Raw genomic sequence first — 15,110 nt, 5'->3', positions numbered from 1 at the left:
CTCACTCCGTGGCCGGCCGGAAGTCCAGCAGGACCTTCCCGGAAACAGCCGCGTTCCTGGCGACGTCGAACGCTTCCAGTCCGCGGTCCAGCGTAAAGGCGTGGGTGACCACGGGATCCACCAGCAGCGATCCGTCGGCCAGTGCACCGAGAACCTCGTCGATTTCGTCGTTGAAGCGGAACGAGCCCACGAGCTCCAGCTCGCGCGTGATGGCCAAGGAGATCAGCACGGGCTGCGGGCCCGAGGGCAGGAGTCCCACCATCACCACCCTGCCGCCGCGGACCGCACCCTTGATCGCCGAGGCCAGGCCCTGGTGGCTGCCTGAGGACTCGATGACGACGTCCGCCTCCACCGCCGCGATCGCCTCGCCATCGTCCCCCTTGAGGACAGCGTCGGCTCCCACGGCACGGGCGATTTCCAGCGGCCTGTCGTGCATGTCCACCGCAACGATCCGGCCTGCGCCGGCGCGCTTGAGGACCGCCACCGCCAGGGCGCCGATGGGGCCGCTGCCGATCACCAGCACCGTCTTTCCCGCCACGTCCCCGGCCCGCAACACGGCGTGCCAGGCGACGCTGGCCGGTTCCGCCAGGGCCGCGGTCCGCAGTTCCAGCCCCGCCGGCAGCGGCCGGAGCATCCTGGCAGGCAGCGTGGCGTAGCGGCTGAAAGCCCCGTCCGTGTGCGGAAAGCGTGCGGCGCTGCCCAGGTAGGTGCACCCCGGTGACAGGTTGGGCCGGTCTTCGGGGTACCGGGCGCTGCCCGGACCGGGCGTGGCGGGATGCACCGCGACGGGCGTGCCGGGCGCGGGCCCCGAGCCGTCCGCGGCGGCCCGGACCACGGTTCCCACGATCTCGTGGCCCAGGACCAGGGGTGCCCTCAGAACGGATTCGCCTGCGGCGCCGTGCAGCCAGTAGTGCAGGTCGGAGCCGCAGATCCCGCCGAAGGCCACTTCGATGACGGCTTCATCGGGTGCCGGTGCGGGCACGGGAATGTCCTCGATCCGCAGGTCTCCCGCCGCGTGGGCCACCACCGCCGGGGCCGTGGCCGGGAGTGTTGCCAGGGCGCCCATCAGACCACCACCGTCATGCCGCCGTCGATGAAGATGGTCTGGCCGTTGACGAAGTCCGAGCCGGCAGAGGCCAGCCACACCGCGGGGCCGGCCAGGTCCTGCACGGTCCCCCACCGGTGCGCGGGGGTCCGGCCCAGGATCCAGGCGTTGAACGCCTCGTCATCGACGAGGTTCTGCGTCATCTCGGTGTGGATGTAGCCTGGCGCGATGCCGTTGATCTGTAGCCCGGAACCGGCCCATTCCGCGGTCATGGCCCGGGTCAAGTTCCGCAGCCCGCCCTTGGCCGCCACGTAGGGGGCGATGGTGGGCCGGGCGAGGTCGGTCTGGACCGAGCAGATGTTGATGATCTTGCCCCGGCCGCGGGGGATCATGTGCCGGGCCGCCGCCCGGCCCACCAGGAAGGCGCTGGTCAGGTCGGTGGCGATCACCCGGTCCCAGTCCGCGACGTCGAGCTCGAGCATGGGGACCCGGTGCTGGATGCCGGCGTTGTTCACCAGGATCTCCAGCGGCCCCACGTTTTCCTCCACCCAGGCGACGCCCCGGGCCGCCTCGGCGTCGCTGGTGACGTCGAAGGCGCAGCTGTGCACCCGCCCCGGCGGGTAGTCGGCGGCCATCGCGGCCTCGGCGGCCTTGAGCCGCTCCGGGTTGATGCCGTTGAGCACCACGGTGGCGCCGGCGTCGGCCAGGGCCCGGGCCAGGGCGTTGCCGATCCCCCGGCTGGAACCGGTCACCAGGGCTACGCGCCCTGTCAGGTCAAATAGTCCATTCATGGTTTGCTGATCCTCATTTGGTCTTGACTGTTGTGTTGACTGTTGTGTTGTCACTGAGGTTGGAGATGGTTTGCCGCACGACTGCGAGGTCCCGGTCCCCCAGCCCTTGGCGTTTGAGTTCCGCGTAGAGCTCGACGCCGGCGGCCGCCATCGGTACGGCGGCACCGGCCGCCGCGGCGCTTTCGAGCACGAAGGACAGGTCCTTGTGCATGAACCTGGCGGGTCCGGTGGGCTCGTAGTTTTTGGCGGCGAGCCGTGGCCCCACGATGTCCAGGACCCGGCTGCCGGCCAGTCCGCCCGCGAGCACTTCGTAAAGGGCGGCCACGTCCATGCCGGAGCGTTCGGCGAGCTCCGCGGCCTCGGCGAGCGCCGCCGTCGTGGTTCCCACGATCAGCTGGTTGCACGCCTTGGCGAGCGACCCCGCACCCAATGGTCCGAGCCGCCGCACGGTGCTGCCCATCGCGCTGAAGAGCGGCAGGAGCCGGCGGAAGTCCTCTTCGCTGGCGCCGGCCATGATGGCGAGGGTTCCGTCCACCGCACCTTTCGTGCCGCCGCTGACGGGCGCATCGACGACGACGGCGTAGCCGCCGCTCGCCTCCGCGACGCGCGCCCCGAATGCCTGCACCGCAGAGGGCGAGACGCTGCTCATGACCACCACGGCGGTTCCGGGGGCGGGTGGCCTGGCGGCCCAGCCGGCCAAGAGCGCGGCGCTGGCATCTTCAATGTCGGACAGATCCGGGAGCATGAAGACAATGACGGGCAGGTCGCGGAGAGCCTCGACCGCGGCCACGCTGGATCCGCCCCTGGCCTCGAAGGCATCCAGGGCCGCCGGCGACCGGTTCCAGGCGCTGACGGCCCACCCCGCCGCGAGGAGGTTGGCGGCCATCGGCGCACCCATCAGTCCGAGGCCGACAAAGCCGGCCTCCTTGCGGTCCATCTCCATGCTGCCTCACATCGTTGTGGCTTATCTTTACAGTGGTAAATATTTGAAACTGTTCAGCATTCTAGCCTCCATTCAGTATGATGAACACTATGACGACCCAAACCACCGTCGCGATCGCCGTCCCGCTCGAAGCAGAGCTGGTGGAACGCATCCGCGCCGTAGACCCGTCCGTGACCGTCCTCTACGAGCCCGAGCTCTTGCCGCCGGAACGTTTTCCCGCCGACCATGCGGGCGATCCGGACTTCCGCCGGACGCCGGAGCAGGAAGAGCGCTACTGGGACATGCTCAACAAGGCCCAGGTCCTGTACGGGCTCCCCAACGAAAACCCGGCGGGCCTCGCCAGGATCGCCGGCAGCAACCCCCGCCTTGAGTGGATCCATGCCATGGCGGCAGGTGCCGGCGGTGCCGTGAAGGCCGCAGGACTGGACGCCGCGACGCTGCAGAAGTTCAAGGTCACCACCTCCGCCGGGGTGCACGCCCTGCCGCTGGCCGAATTCGCCGCCCTCGGCATCCTCAACGGCTTCAAGCGCAGCGCGGAACTGGCACAGGACCAGGCCGCCAAGGTCTGGCCCGAGCTCCGCACCCCCACCCGCTTGGTCAACGGCTCCCGCCTGGTGGTCACCGGGCTGGGCGAGATCGGGCTCGAGACCGCACGGATTGCCCGCGCCCTGGGCATGATTGTCAGCGGCACCAAGCGGACCGTGGAGCCCATCGACGGGATCGACGTGGTCACGGACAACGACGGCCTCGCCGGCCTGCTCGGCGCCGCAGACGCCGTCGTCAACACTCTTCCCGGCACGCCGTACACCGAGAAACTCTTCGGCCGGGAGGTCTTCGCTGCCATGAAGCCCGGAACGGTCTTCGTCAACGTGGGCCGCGGCACGGTGGTGGATGAGGAGGCGCTCCTGGAGGCGCTCGAGAATGGCCAGGTCTCCTATGCCTGCCTGGATGTGTTTGCCGTGGAGCCGCTCCCGCAGGACAGCCCGCTATGGACCCACCCCAGGGTGATGGTGTCCCCGCACACCTCGGCCCTCAGCGCAGCCGAAAACCGGCTGATCGCCGAGCGCTTCTGCAGCAACCTGCGGACCTACCTCGACGGCGGCGAACTCCCCCACCTCGTGGACACGGTCCACTTCTACTAAGCCCCGCTTCCGCACCAAGCACCCAGGGCGGCCCCACCGGAAACGGTTGGGCCGCCCTTTGCTGTCCGGCGCCGCGCTGGGCCGCGTGGGGCCGCATATCCGGCTGGCGACGCGCATTCACCCTGACGCCGCACCTCCGGGTCCCGCGATGCGCATCCCTGCCGGCGAGGCGCACTCGGCTCAGCGACGCGGGTCCCGCTCAGCGACGCGCATATTGTCCCTCGACGCCGGTATTCCGGTAGCGCCGGGTATTGTGCGCGTCGCCAGGCGCTTGCCGTGTCGCAAAAGGCCGTGGCCCCTTCCTGAGCGGAAGGGGCCGCGGCCTGAAGTGTCCCGCAGGGGGCGGGCGGAGAAGGGCGGGTGCGCCTAGCTCGCGTCCTCAATGAGGAGGAGGTCGCGTCCCACCGTCTCGGGAGTGAAGAAGGTGGTGACGAACGAGATCAGTGCAAGCACCAGCGAGTAGATGGCAAGCACCAGCCAGGAATGGTCCGTGGCGGCCAGAAGCGCGGCGCCTACCAGCGGTACCAGTCCGCCGGCCAGGACGGCCGAGAACTCGCGGCTCATGGCCACGCCGGTGAAGCGGTACTGCGAGCCGAAGAGTTCAGGCAGCAGCGGGCACTGGGGGCCGAGCATAGACTGAACGCCGAGGGCGATGCCCACTACCATGACAACCCAGACGAGTGTGACGTTGCCCAGGGTGACCAGGTAGAACGCCGGCAGCGCGATGAGCGCCTGGAAGAGGGCACCGTAGCGGTAGACCGGCACGCGGCCGAACCTGTCCGAGAGCGCGCCGAACGTGATCACCATGACGGCGGCGAACCCTGCTGCAATGAGCAGGCCAACCGGACCGATGAACTTGTCGCCGGGAAAAACGCCGTCCTTTGACGCCAGGAACGCGATCAGCAGGGCGGAGTAGATCGAGGAATTGCCGTTCTCACCCATCCGCAGGCCGATGCCGATTAGCACGTTCTTCTTGGAGTGCTTCCACAGCTGGCCGATGGGGTTCTTGACCACATTCTTGTGCTTCTCCAGCTCCTGGAACACCGGCGTTTCCTTCAGCCGAAGCCGAATGAACAGGGCCACAACAACCAGGAGCACACTGGCCAGGAAGGGCACCCGCCACAGCCAGCCTTGCAGGGTGGCCTTGTCGGCCATGGCAATGAGGGCAAACGTGCCGGCGCCGAGCAGGGTACCCAGCTGGATGCCGACGAACGGGAGAGAGGCGAAGAAACCACGACGGCGACGCGGCGCGACTTCGGAGATCAACGTGGTGGCGCCCGCCTGTTCCGCACCGGCACCCAGCCCCTGGCAAATGCGCAGGAAGACCAGGAGCACGGCGCCCACCATGCCTGCCTGTTCGTAAGTCGGCAGCAGGCCGATGGCAAAGCTGGCGGTCCCCATCAGGCCGATGGTGAGGATGAGGACCATTTTGCGGCCGAACCGGTCGCCGATGTAGCCGAAGACCATTCCGCCAAAGGGCCGGGCCGCGAAACCTACGCCGTACGTGGCGAAGGAAGCGATCAGGGCTCCGTCCTCGCCGAGCGGCGCGAAGAACAGCGGGCCGAAGATCAGGGCCGAAGCCAGGCCATAGATGTAAAAGTCGTAGTACTCCAGAGCGGAGCCTACAGAGCTGGCAAGCGTTGCCCGTCGCAGCTGTTCCGGATCGACGACGGCGCCGTCCGCTTCAGCGAGCGGTGTATTAGTACGAGTTGTCACAAGCACTCCCTCAAGAACACTCCAGAACCCCGTTGGCCTGGTGGGATGTGAGCAACCCCTCAAAGGAGTCGATCATCATGCTGAACAGCGTACAGCATGATGGTCGCCTAGCCAATGAATAATCAGATTTATCGTGGCGACCCGGGACGGCCCGGCGTTACGGGCACTAGCCCATGGGATTGCCCAGGGACCGGGCGAGGTCCTGGAGTTCCTTGACCATCATGGCGCCTTGCTCCTGCGAGTACGTCGCCTTCAGTGCTGTGACCGAGAGGCCGAGGCTGGGGCCGTGTGCACCCCGCGTCGGGACGGCCACGGCCAGGCACACGACACCGGTGGTGGATTCCTCATCCTCGAACGCGTAGCCCTGCTCCCGGATGACGGCGAGTTGCGCCTTGAGCTCAGCTCCGGTGCGCAGCGACTTAGGCGTCAGGACCGGCAGTTCGGCCTCGTCGGCGAACATCTCGTCGACGTCGTGGTCATGCAGTCGCGCTATCAGCGCCTTGCCCACGGCGCAGAGGGAAACCGGCATCTTGTCGCCGATGTTGGACGTCAGGCGCACCGCCGGGTGTCCTTCGTAGCGGGCGAGATAGATGACGTTTGTTCCATCCAGCATGGCGATCCGGACCGTTTCTCCCGAAAGCGTAGGAGCCTGTTCACAGAAACGGTAGAACTCCTGGACCTCGTCGAGGCGGCTGAGGTACGCCGCACCCAGCTCAACCAATTTGCGGCCGAGCGTGAACTCCGCGCCCTGGCGGTTGATCAGCCTGGCCTCCTCGAGTGCGAGCAGGAGGTTGGAGGTTGAGGACTTCGGAATTCCTAGCTCCCTGGCCAGATCACTGAGCGTCAGGCGTCCGGTCGCAGATGCGGCCAGGGCGTCCAGCACAGCGGCGGCGCGGGTGACGGCCGGTGCGGGTGACGCGCTCCCCAATCCGTCGGAGGTTCGGGAAACTCGGGAATCGGCCATGATTCTCCTTCAGGTATCGCGCGCAAGTCGCCGCGCCACTCATTCAAATGCCGTCCAGTCAGCTGAACACTAACCATCATAATGTCTGGCGCCGCGATGCGGGACCTTGCTGGCCCTCGTCTACCCGGCGCTCCTCTGTCAGCGCTCCTCTTTGTGGACCGCCGGTCTGTCAGGCGGCGGACACAACGGGATTGGTCAGCTGGCCGATGCCTGCAATGTGGCAGGTGACAGTGTCGCCGGGAACGATTGGCGCACACTCGGCAGGGAATCCCGTCAGCACCAGGTCGCCCGGGTGAAGCGTCATGAAGGAGGTCAGATAGGCGAGTATTTCCTCCACCCTCCAGCCGAGATCGGCGGAGCTGGCCGCCTTGAGATCCACCCCGTTGTGGTTGATGCCGATCGCCAAGTCGTCCCCCGTCAGGTCCGTGACAATCCACGGCCCCACAGGCGTGAACGTGTCCTGGCTCTTGGCACTGATCCACAGGACGTCGGATTCCTGCAGGTCCCTGGCGGAGACGTCGTTTCCGATGGTGTAGCCCAGGACTGCGCTCCTGGCGTTGCCGGGCGTCAATCCGCGGACCTTGCTCCCGACGACGATTGTCAGTTCGGCCTCCGGCTCGACGCGGCCCACCCCCGGCCGGAGTTCAATTGCGTCGCCCGGGCCGACCACGCTGGTGGCCGCCTTGTGGAAGGCCTGCGGCGGAAGCTCGCGGCCCGCCCGGCCGGTATTGTGCGCCATGCCCAGGACGTTGGCGGGGGCGCTGGGGGCGAGGAACGTAAATGATGTCTCATCCACGGTCGCGCCGATTTCCCAGCCGCCGCGGGGCGGGCTGCCGGCATTAGCCGCAGAACCGGGGAAGGGGGAGGTGGTAACCGTCCACACTCTGCCGGCCGCACTGCCAAAGTCCGGTGCGTCGTTGGTGACGAAGAAGTGTTCGTCCTCGGCCGCCCGGGAAAGGGGGCGGACTCTGGCGATTCGGCGGGCAGTCGTGGCGGTCATGAAAACATCCTAGGCGGCAGGGTCCTGCGGCCCGGAATTAGGCCATCGAATAGCCTAATTCCTGGCGCGTCGAAACGCCGTCGGTGTTTCACATTTCCAATCGTTCACGGTATATTCGTAACAAGCCTTCCACCGCGGCATCCCCCAATAGTCGCGGTGGAAGGCTTTTCCAATGCCCGGGTGACGCCGGTATCCGGACCACCAACAAGAGCCGGCGGGGCCGCCCATCGACGTCGGCCCGACACCCCAGGCCCGGCACTCTATGCGGCGTCCGCAACCGCCCCCCGCAGCCGCCAGCCGCCGCCGAGGCCGTCCCGGATCAATTCCATGGTGGTCAGGGCCGATCCACGGTTACGGCCAAGCCTTGCCTGGATCTGCCAGACCTCGACGTCCACGCGGCTCAGGCCCTTGGGCATCCGGCGCTCGGCCTCCCACCAGCTGACCCGCTCGAACCAGCGCACCGGCTCGGCCCCGACCAGCCACTCCCTGCCCCCGCGGACCACGGCCAGCGGCCGCCCGTCCGGACCCATCTTCACCATCACGTGCTCCATGCCCCACACGCTAGGGTGGGGCTCGGACATTTTAGAGGCACGGACAAATTAGGGCACGGGCAAATTCGGAGAACGTACATTTAGAGGACACAGACATCTCACTGAACCGACGGCCGAAAAGCGCCCGAACGGATCACCGGACGCACAAAACCCCGCCTTGCGGGCCAGATGGTCCGACATGACGGGGTTTCTTGTGGTGGGTCCTACCGGGATCGAACCGATGACATCCACGGTGTAAACGTGGCGCTCTACCAGCTGAGCTAAAGACCCAAACCGCGGTATCCGCGCCTCAGCGCTTCAACCAACGAACAGCTACTGTACCGGATATCACCGGCCAAGCGCCAATCGGCCAGGCCATCCCTACAGTGCCGGCAGCTCGGCGGCGAGCCAGGTCAAGGCCCCGCTGACCCCTGCGTCCAACTTGATGGTGGCGAGGTTGTCCCCGCGCGTCGGTCCCCTGTTGATGATGACCACGGCTTTGCCCTGTTTCGCCGCGTGACGGGCAAAACGCAGGCCGCTCATCACGGTGAGCGACGAGCCAGCCACAAGGAGCGCCCGGGCCGCGTCAACCATGGCGTAGGAGCGCTCCACGCGGTCCTTGGGTACATTTTCCCCGAAGTAGACGAAGTCCGGTTTCAAAGTTCCCGCGCAGGCGGGGCAGCGGGCGACGACGAACGATTCGATCAGTCCAGCGTCCTCGACTGTGGCATCGGCGTCGGGGGCCATCTCAACCACCCCGGCGGCCTGCGCCCGTTCCAGGAATCCGGGGTTGAGTTCCTCCAGGACACTGGCCAGCATCCGGCGGCTGAACAGCCGGCGGCAGTCCAGGCACACAACCTGGTCGAACCGGCCGTGCAGGTCCACGACATTGACGCTGCCGGCGTCCTCGTGGAGACGGTCCACGTTCTGGGTAATGAGTCCGGTGAGCAGTCCCCGCTGTTCCAGCCGGGCTACCGCGGCATGGCCGTCATTGGGATCCGCCCGGCGCAGATGCGACCAGCCGATGTGATTGCGGGCCCAGTAGCGTTGCCGGTTTCCGGGTTCGCCGATGAATTCCTGGTAGGTCATGGGGGTCCGCGGAGCGGCGCCTGGTCCGCGGTAATCCGGGATGCCCGAATCCGTGCTCAGACCAGCACCGGTCAGCACGGCAAACTGCCGCCCGGACAGCAGGGCGTGGATGTCCTGCAGAATCCCGGTTTCGCTGTGTTGGAGCTCCGCGGCGGTCTGGGCGGCACTCTCGGCTGCCGTGGCCGGCGGGAGGCTGGCAAACCCGGTCATTCCGATTCCTGGCCGCCGCTGCCTCACCGGCTCAGTTCCCGCCGAGTCCCGCGAGGGCTGTCCGGTATTCGGCAAGGTCCCGGGCCTGGCCGCGGGGATTCACCACCACGTAGCGGACGATTCCTGCCGCATCAATGATAAAGGTGCCGCGCAGTGCCATGCCGCTTTCAGAGTCGAACACCCCGTAGGCCGAGGCCACGGCGCCGTGCGGCCAAAAGTCGGCGAGCAGGTCGAAACCGTAGCCTTCCTTCTCGGCGTAGGCCCGTTGGGCGAACTTGCTGTCCACCGAGACAGCCAGCACGGCGGCATCGGCATCTTCGAACAGAGCCAGGTTGTCCCGGATTTCGCAGAGTTCCCCGGTGCAGATGCCGGAGAAAGCGAAGGGATAAAAGACAATGACTACATTGCGGCCGCGGAAGTCTGAAAGGCGCACCGGTTCGCCGAATTGATTGGCAAGCTCGAAATCCGGGGCGGAATCGCCGACGCCGGGAACGGGCGCAGCGGCGGCGGGCAGCGCAGCGGCAGACACGGCAGTGGCCTCGTGCTGGACCGCTTGGGTCACTTGTTCTTCCGCGTAACCAGCCGGGTGGCGCTCCAGTCCTTCGAGACGCCGGCGGAAGTGGTGTAGTGGAGCCCTGCTGTGGGGGCGGCATCCTGGATGTCCGCCGGCGACACATAGCCGTCCCGGCCGGACTTGGGAGTCAGGACCCAGACAACGCCGCCCTCGGTGAGAGTGGTCAGCGAATCGACCAGCGTGTCAACAAGGTCTCCGTCACCTGCCCGCCACCAGAGAATGGCGGCATCGACCACCTCGTGGTCGTCCTCGTCGAGAAGCTCAGAGCCCGTGAGATCTTCGATATCGTCTCGCAAGTCGAAGTCGACGTCGTCGTCATAACCGAATTCCTGAATCAGGTCCCCGTCTTTGAAACCCAGTTTCTCCGCCACATTTACCGAAGTGGCGGCGTCGGCCTCGCTCACGTGTTGCTCCTATGCTTTGTGAATTGCTTCATGTTTTCAATGGCACTAGTGATTTCCATTACTCCAAGCCAACACCCTTTGGGCTCTCGCTTCAAGCTGTTGGCACCGCGATCCGCCATATTCTGCGTCACACAGGGCGATCCGAAGGCTGCCGGGCAGCGCTTCGTCACACAACCAGTATGCCCGTGAAATACGGCGGCGGGTCCATGCGGCGGCTACGCATCCATCTGCCAGCACGACTAGAGTGGCTGATGACGACTACGCCTGCCCGGGCAACCGCCCGGCTATTTACAGGCAGGCGTACCGTGATTGGACCTTTGCCCGGCGCATACGACCGGGCTGTTGTAACCGATATGTCGCACACGTCGCGTTCACGCCTGGCAGTCACCCTGCCCGGAGCTGAGGGTGCCGATGGATGCGCTCAAAGAGAGGTTGGACGTGGCTGCAGGAGAAGATACCTCCCATATCCTCAGCGGGTTGACAAACCAGCTGCCTGATCGTGATCCGGAAGAGACCGCCGAATGGCTGGAGTCCCTGGATACCCTGATTCAGGAACAGGGCACGGAACGTGCCCAGTACATCATGCGCAGTCTGCTCCAGCGGGCCGGGGCGCAGAGCGTGGGTGTTCCGATGGTCACCACCACGGACTACGTCAACACCATCCCGGTGGACCAGGAAGCGGAGTTCCCGGGCGATGAGGAGATTGAACGCAAGTATCGGGCCTGGCTGCGCTGGAATGCCGCCGTCATGGTGCACCGGGCGCAGCGGTCGGACATCGGCGTCGGCGGGCACATCTCCACCTACGCCGGTGCCGCAACGCTCTACGAGGTCGGGTTCAACCACTTCTTCCGCGGCAAGGACCACCCCGGCGGCGGCGACCAGATCTTCTTCCAGGGCCACGCCTCCCCCGGCATGTACGCCCGCGCCTTCATGGAAGGCCGGCTGAGCGAAGAGGACATGGACGGCTTCCGCCAGGAGAAGTCCAAGGAAGGCCATGCCCTTTCCTCCTACCCGCACCCGCGCCTCATGCCGGAGTTCTGGGAATTCCCCACGGTTTCCATGGGCATAGGCCCGATGAACGCGATCTACCAGGCGCAGTCCAACCGGTACCTGCACAACCGCGGCATCAAGGACACCTCGGACCAGCAGGTCTGGGCGTTCCTGGGCGACGGCGAAATGGACGAGCCCGAGTCCCGCGGCCTGCTCCAGCTCGCGGCGAACGACAAGCTCGACAACCTTAACTTCGTCATCAACTGCAACCTCCAGCGCCTCGACGGACCCGTCCGCGGCAACGGCAAGATCATGCAGGAGCTTGAGGCCTTCTTCCGCGGCGCCGGCTGGAACGTCATCAAGGTGGTCTGGGGCCGCGAGTGGGATGACCTCCTGGCCAAGGATGAGGACGGCTCGCTCGTCAAGATCATGAACGAGACCGTCGACGGCGATTACCAGACGTACAAGGCCGAGTCCGGCGCGTTCGTCCGCGAGCACTTCTTCGGCAAGACCCCGCAGACCAAGGAAATGGTCCAGGACCTGTCCGACGACCAGATCTGGAACCTCAAGCGCGGCGGCCACGACTACAACAAGGTCTACGCCGCTTACAAGGCCGCCACCGAGTTCAAGGGCAAGCCCACGGTCATCCTGGCCCACACGGTCAAGGGTTACGGTCTGGGCACCCACTTCGAGGGCCGCAACGCGACCCACCAGATGAAGAAGCTCACGATGGCCGACCTCAAGGCCTTCCGCGACCACCTGCGCATCCCGATCACGGACGAGCAGCTGGACGCGGACCTCTACCGGCCGCCGTACTACCACCCCGGCATGGACTCCCCGGAGATCCAGTACCTGATGGGCCGCCGCAAGGAACTGGGCGGATTCGTCCCCGAGCGGCGCTCCATGCACGTCGACGTCACCCTCCCGGATGAGAAAGTCTACGAAGTCGCCAACCGCGGCTCCGGCAAGCAGCACGCCGCCACCACCATGGCGTTTGTCCGCCTGCTCAAGGACCTCATGCGGGACAAGGAGTTCGGCAAGCGGATTGTGCCGATCATCCCGGATGAGGCCCGCACCTTCGGCATGGACGCGTTCTTCCCTACGGCGAAGATCTACAACCCGAACGGCCAGAACTACCTCTCCGTGGACCGCGAGCTCGTCCTGGCGTACAAGGAGTCCATCTCCGGCCAGATCGTGCACGCCGGCATCAACGAGGCCGGTTCCGTGGCAGCCTTCACCGCCGCCGGAACGTCCTACGCCACCCACGGCGAACCGCTCATCCCGGTCTACGTTTTCTACTCGATGTTCGGGTTCCAGCGCACGGGCGACTCCTTCTGGGCAGCTGCCGACCAGATGACCCGCGGGTTCATCATCGGCGCCACGGCCGGCCGCACCACGCTGACCGGCGAAGGCCTGCAGCACGCGGACGGGCACTCCCCCATGCTTGCGGCAACCAACCCGGCGGTCATCACCTACGACCCGGCATACGGCTACGAGATGGGCGTCATCGTGCGCGACGGCCTCAACCGGATGTACGGCCCCGGCCCGGCCGACAACGACCCGTCGAGGAACGTGATGTACTACATCACTGTCTACAACGAGCCGATCGTGCAGCCGCCGGCACCGGCGGAACTCGATGTCGAGGGCATCATCAAGGGCATCTACCTGCTGGCGCCGGCCAAGATTGACGGCCCGCGCACGCAGATCCTGGCCTCGGGCGTGTCTGTCCCGTGGGCCCTCGAAGCCCAGCGGGTCCTCGCCGAGGACTGGGGCGTCTCAGCCGATGTCTGGTCCGTGACCTCTTGGACCGAACTGCGCCGCGACGCCATGGCCGCCGAGGAAGACGCCTTCCTCAACCCCGGCCAGCCCGCCCGCGTTCCGTTCGTGACCCAGCAGCTCGCCGGCGCCACCGGTCCGATCGTGGCAGTCACGGACTACATGAAGGCCGTGCCGGACCAGATCCGCCAGTTCCTGCCGAACGAGTTTGCCTCGCTCGGCGCGGACGGCTTCGGCTTCTCGGACACCCGCGCCGCGGCACGCCGCTTCTTCAAGAACGACATCCACTCAGTTGTGGTCCGTTCCCTGGAGATGCTGGCCCGCCGGGGCGAAGTGGATGCCCAGGCGCCTGCCCAGGCCATCGAGAAGTACCGCCTGCACAATGTCAACGCCGGCACCACCGGCAACGCGGGCGGCGACTCCTAACCGCGCTCCAGCGCAAGAGCGAACGTTCGACGGCGGTTCACACCTGTTGGTGGGGGCCGCCGTCGGGCGTTTAACCGCTCGGAGTCCCCCGGCCTCCCTCTGTCTCCGTCCGCTGCCTCCCACCGGGGGTGGGCAGGGAGCCGGACCGGGAACCGGGCCGGGGACGCTGTGACCTAAGGCAAAGCGAGTTGTAGCCTTCGCACAAATGGAGCTTGGACGGCGCGCCCCGTATGCTCAATGCATGGCAGAGCCGATCACCACTCCCGAAAAACGCAAGCCGGCCTCGAGGGCGATGACTCCGGAGAAAGCCGAGACCCTCAAGAAGCTCCGGGCCAGCGTGGGCCAGTTGTCGACGACGACGCTGCGCCAGCTGGAGAAGTCCCTACCGTGGTACGGCCGGCTGAACTCGGATGAACGTTCCGCCCTGGGCATGGTGGCCCAGAACGGCATCGCAGCCTTCGTCACCTGGTATGAGCGGCCGAGCTCGCCGTCGTGGATCCTCTCCGACGTCTTCGGCACCGCGCCCACCGAGCTGACCCGCTCGATCAGCCTCCAGAAGGCGCTCCAGCTGATCCGGATCGTCGTGGAAGTCGTGGAGGACCAGGTCCCGGTGATCGCCCCGGAGGCGGACCAGGGGGCCCTCCGGGAAGCCGTGCTGCGCTACTCGCGGGAGGTCGCGTTCGCGGCCGCCGACGTCTACGCCCGCGCCGCGGAATCCCGCGGCTCCTGGGACACCCGCCTGGAGGCCCTGATTGTCGATGCCATCCTCCGCGGAGAAAACACGGACGCTCTGCGGTCCAGGATCGCGGCCCTGGGCTGGAAGGCGCAGGAACGCTTCACCGTCATGGTCGGCAATTCCCCGTCCGAACCCAGCGCCAGCTACGTCAGCGAACTGCGGCGCACGGCGGGGCGCTTCGCCGAGGACGCCCTCGTGGGGATCCAGGGCGACCGGCTCATCCTGATCCTCGGCGGCGTCCACGACCGGGAGACCGCGTACCTGAAGCTCAGCGAGCTCTTTGCCCCCGGCCCGGTGGTCTACGGCCCGGAGGCCGGCTCCCTCCTCGAAGCCAGCGGCTCCGCCCAGTCAGCCTTTGCCGGCCTCACCGCAGCCCGTGCGTGGCCTTCCGCGCCGCGCCCAGTGGCGGCCGATGACCTGCTCCCCGAGCGCGTGATCTCCGGCGACGACGCCGCCCGCCGCTCGCTGGTCAAGAACATCTACCGCCCGCTGCTGGCCGCCTCCAACGGGCTGGTGGAGACCCTGGGCACATACCTCGAGCTGGGTCATTCGCTCGAGGCGACGGCCCGCGAACTCTTCGTCCACGCCAACACGGTGCGCTACCGGCTCAAGCGCGTGTGCGACGTCACAGGCTGGGATCCGCTGCTGCCGCGGGAGGCGTTCGTGCTCCAGACCGCCCTCGTGGTGGGCCGGCTTTCGACCCCGCCGAAGGCCCCCACCGAGCGGCAGCCTCCCCGCAACGGCTCCTGAACCGTTGTAGACTTCCTACAAACT

General features: G+C 66.7%; 13 protein-coding genes and 1 tRNA gene. 3 read left to right on the top strand and 11 right to left on the bottom strand.

The genetic code is table 11. From position 1 onward, the window contains the following. Window position 1 precedes the first annotated feature (1 nt). The 3 genes from M2428_RS08655 to M2428_RS08645 are packed head-to-tail and all read right to left on the bottom strand — an operon-like array spanning window position 2 to window position 2,773. On the bottom strand, window positions 2–1,066 hold the full coding sequence (locus M2428_RS08655) for an L-idonate 5-dehydrogenase (RefSeq protein WP_277525567.1): 1,065 nt from the start codon (window positions 1,064–1,066) through the stop codon (window positions 2–4). Then, complete coding sequence (locus tag M2428_RS08650) at window positions 1,066–1,836, bottom strand: SDR family oxidoreductase (RefSeq protein WP_277525566.1); 771 nt, start codon at window positions 1,834–1,836, stop codon at window positions 1,066–1,068. The genes M2428_RS08655 and M2428_RS08650 overlap by 1 nt, the downstream gene beginning before the upstream one ends. A 13-nt stretch (window positions 1,837–1,849) precedes the next feature. Next, a complete protein-coding gene (locus M2428_RS08645; protein WP_277525932.1) occupies window positions 1,850–2,773 on the bottom strand; it encodes an NAD(P)-dependent oxidoreductase in 924 nt (307 codons plus the stop codon). Window positions 2,774–2,856: 83 nt separating this feature from the next. Here M2428_RS08645 and M2428_RS08640 point away from each other — a divergent pair, with 83 nt between their 5' ends. Beyond that, the gene (locus M2428_RS08640; protein WP_346780732.1) at window positions 2,857–3,921 is read left to right on the top strand and encodes a D-2-hydroxyacid dehydrogenase; all 1,065 of its coding nucleotides are present in this window, start codon (window positions 2,857–2,859) and stop codon (window positions 3,919–3,921) included. A gap of 366 nt (window positions 3,922–4,287) precedes the next feature. Here M2428_RS08640 and M2428_RS08635 read toward each other — a convergent pair whose 3' ends face one another. The 8 genes from M2428_RS08635 to M2428_RS08600 all read right to left on the bottom strand — a co-directional run bounded on the left by M2428_RS08635 (window position 4,288) and on the right by M2428_RS08600 (window position 10,408). Next, on the bottom strand, window positions 4,288–5,637 hold the full coding sequence (locus M2428_RS08635) for an MFS transporter (RefSeq protein ID WP_277525564.1): 1,350 nt from the start codon (window positions 5,635–5,637) through the stop codon (window positions 4,288–4,290). 166 nt (window positions 5,638–5,803) lie between these two features. Then, window positions 5,804–6,601: an IclR family transcriptional regulator gene (locus M2428_RS08630; protein WP_277525563.1), complete on the bottom strand. Its 798-nt coding sequence runs from the start codon at window positions 6,599–6,601 to the stop codon at window positions 5,804–5,806. Between the two features lie 169 nt (window positions 6,602–6,770). Then, window positions 6,771–7,601: a fumarylacetoacetate hydrolase family protein gene (locus M2428_RS08625; protein ID WP_277525562.1), complete on the bottom strand. Its 831-nt coding sequence runs from the start codon at window positions 7,599–7,601 to the stop codon at window positions 6,771–6,773. A gap of 260 nt (window positions 7,602–7,861) precedes the next feature. After that, on the bottom strand, window positions 7,862–8,152 hold the full coding sequence (locus M2428_RS08620; protein WP_277525561.1) for a hypothetical protein: 291 nt from the start codon (window positions 8,150–8,152) through the stop codon (window positions 7,862–7,864). Window positions 8,153–8,346: 194 nt separating this feature from the next. Next, window positions 8,347–8,422: transfer RNA gene (locus M2428_RS08615), tRNA-Val, on the bottom strand. Between the two features lie 90 nt (window positions 8,423–8,512). Next, window positions 8,513–9,457, bottom strand: coding sequence for an NAD-dependent protein deacetylase (locus M2428_RS08610; RefSeq protein WP_277525560.1), 945 nt, complete (start codon window positions 9,455–9,457; stop codon window positions 8,513–8,515). Window positions 9,458–9,461: 4 nt separating this feature from the next. After that, window positions 9,462–9,959 carry a peroxiredoxin gene (locus M2428_RS08605; protein ID WP_277525931.1) on the bottom strand — a complete coding sequence of 166 codons (498 nt, stop codon included), beginning with the start codon at window positions 9,957–9,959 and terminating at the stop codon, window positions 9,462–9,464. Window positions 9,960–9,988: 29 nt separating this feature from the next. Further along, window positions 9,989–10,408, bottom strand: a complete 420-nt coding sequence (locus tag M2428_RS08600) for a DUF3052 domain-containing protein (RefSeq protein WP_018773429.1) — start codon at window positions 10,406–10,408, stop codon at window positions 9,989–9,991. A gap of 411 nt (window positions 10,409–10,819) precedes the next feature. Here M2428_RS08600 and aceE point away from each other — a divergent pair, with 411 nt between their 5' ends. Both aceE and M2428_RS08590 read left to right on the top strand, forming a co-directional pair. After that, window positions 10,820–13,600 carry a pyruvate dehydrogenase (acetyl-transferring), homodimeric type gene (gene aceE / locus M2428_RS08595; protein ID WP_277525559.1) on the top strand — a complete coding sequence of 927 codons (2,781 nt, stop codon included), beginning with the start codon at window positions 10,820–10,822 and terminating at the stop codon, window positions 13,598–13,600. A 241-nt stretch (window positions 13,601–13,841) separates the two neighbouring features. Next, window positions 13,842–15,086, top strand: a complete 1,245-nt coding sequence (locus M2428_RS08590) for a helix-turn-helix domain-containing protein (protein WP_229996014.1) — start codon at window positions 13,842–13,844, stop codon at window positions 15,084–15,086. The last annotated feature ends 24 nt before the right edge of the window (window positions 15,087–15,110 follow it).

Source organism: Arthrobacter sp. ES3-54 (genome assembly GCF_029504395.1).
Classification (GTDB): domain Bacteria; phylum Actinomycetota; class Actinomycetes; order Actinomycetales; family Micrococcaceae; genus Arthrobacter.
This window is presented reverse-complemented; position numbering and strand designations above follow the sequence as displayed.

Excerpts from the sequence above, each read along its gene's own strand:
- M2428_RS08640 (WP_346780732.1), top strand. The coding sequence starts at position 2,857 with ATGATGAACACTATGACGACCCAAACCACCGTCGCGATCGCCGTCCCG.
- M2428_RS08625 (WP_277525562.1), bottom strand. The coding sequence starts at position 7,601 with ATGACCGCCACGACTGCCCGCCGAATCGCCAGAGTCCGCCCCCTTTCC.
- M2428_RS08650 (WP_277525566.1), bottom strand. The coding sequence starts at position 1,836 with ATGAATGGACTATTTGACCTGACAGGGCGCGTAGCCCTGGTGACCGGT.
- M2428_RS08620 (WP_277525561.1), bottom strand. The coding sequence starts at position 8,152 with ATGGAGCACGTGATGGTGAAGATGGGTCCGGACGGGCGGCCGCTGGCC.
- M2428_RS08645 (WP_277525932.1), bottom strand. The coding sequence starts at position 2,773 with ATGGACCGCAAGGAGGCCGGCTTTGTCGGCCTCGGACTGATGGGTGCG.
- M2428_RS08655 (WP_277525567.1), bottom strand. The coding sequence starts at position 1,066 with ATGGGCGCCCTGGCAACACTCCCGGCCACGGCCCCGGCGGTGGTGGCC.
- M2428_RS08590 (WP_229996014.1), top strand. The coding sequence starts at position 13,842 with ATGGCAGAGCCGATCACCACTCCCGAAAAACGCAAGCCGGCCTCGAGG.
- aceE (WP_277525559.1), top strand. The coding sequence starts at position 10,820 with ATGGATGCGCTCAAAGAGAGGTTGGACGTGGCTGCAGGAGAAGATACC.
- M2428_RS08630 (WP_277525563.1), bottom strand. The coding sequence starts at position 6,601 with ATGGCCGATTCCCGAGTTTCCCGAACCTCCGACGGATTGGGGAGCGCG.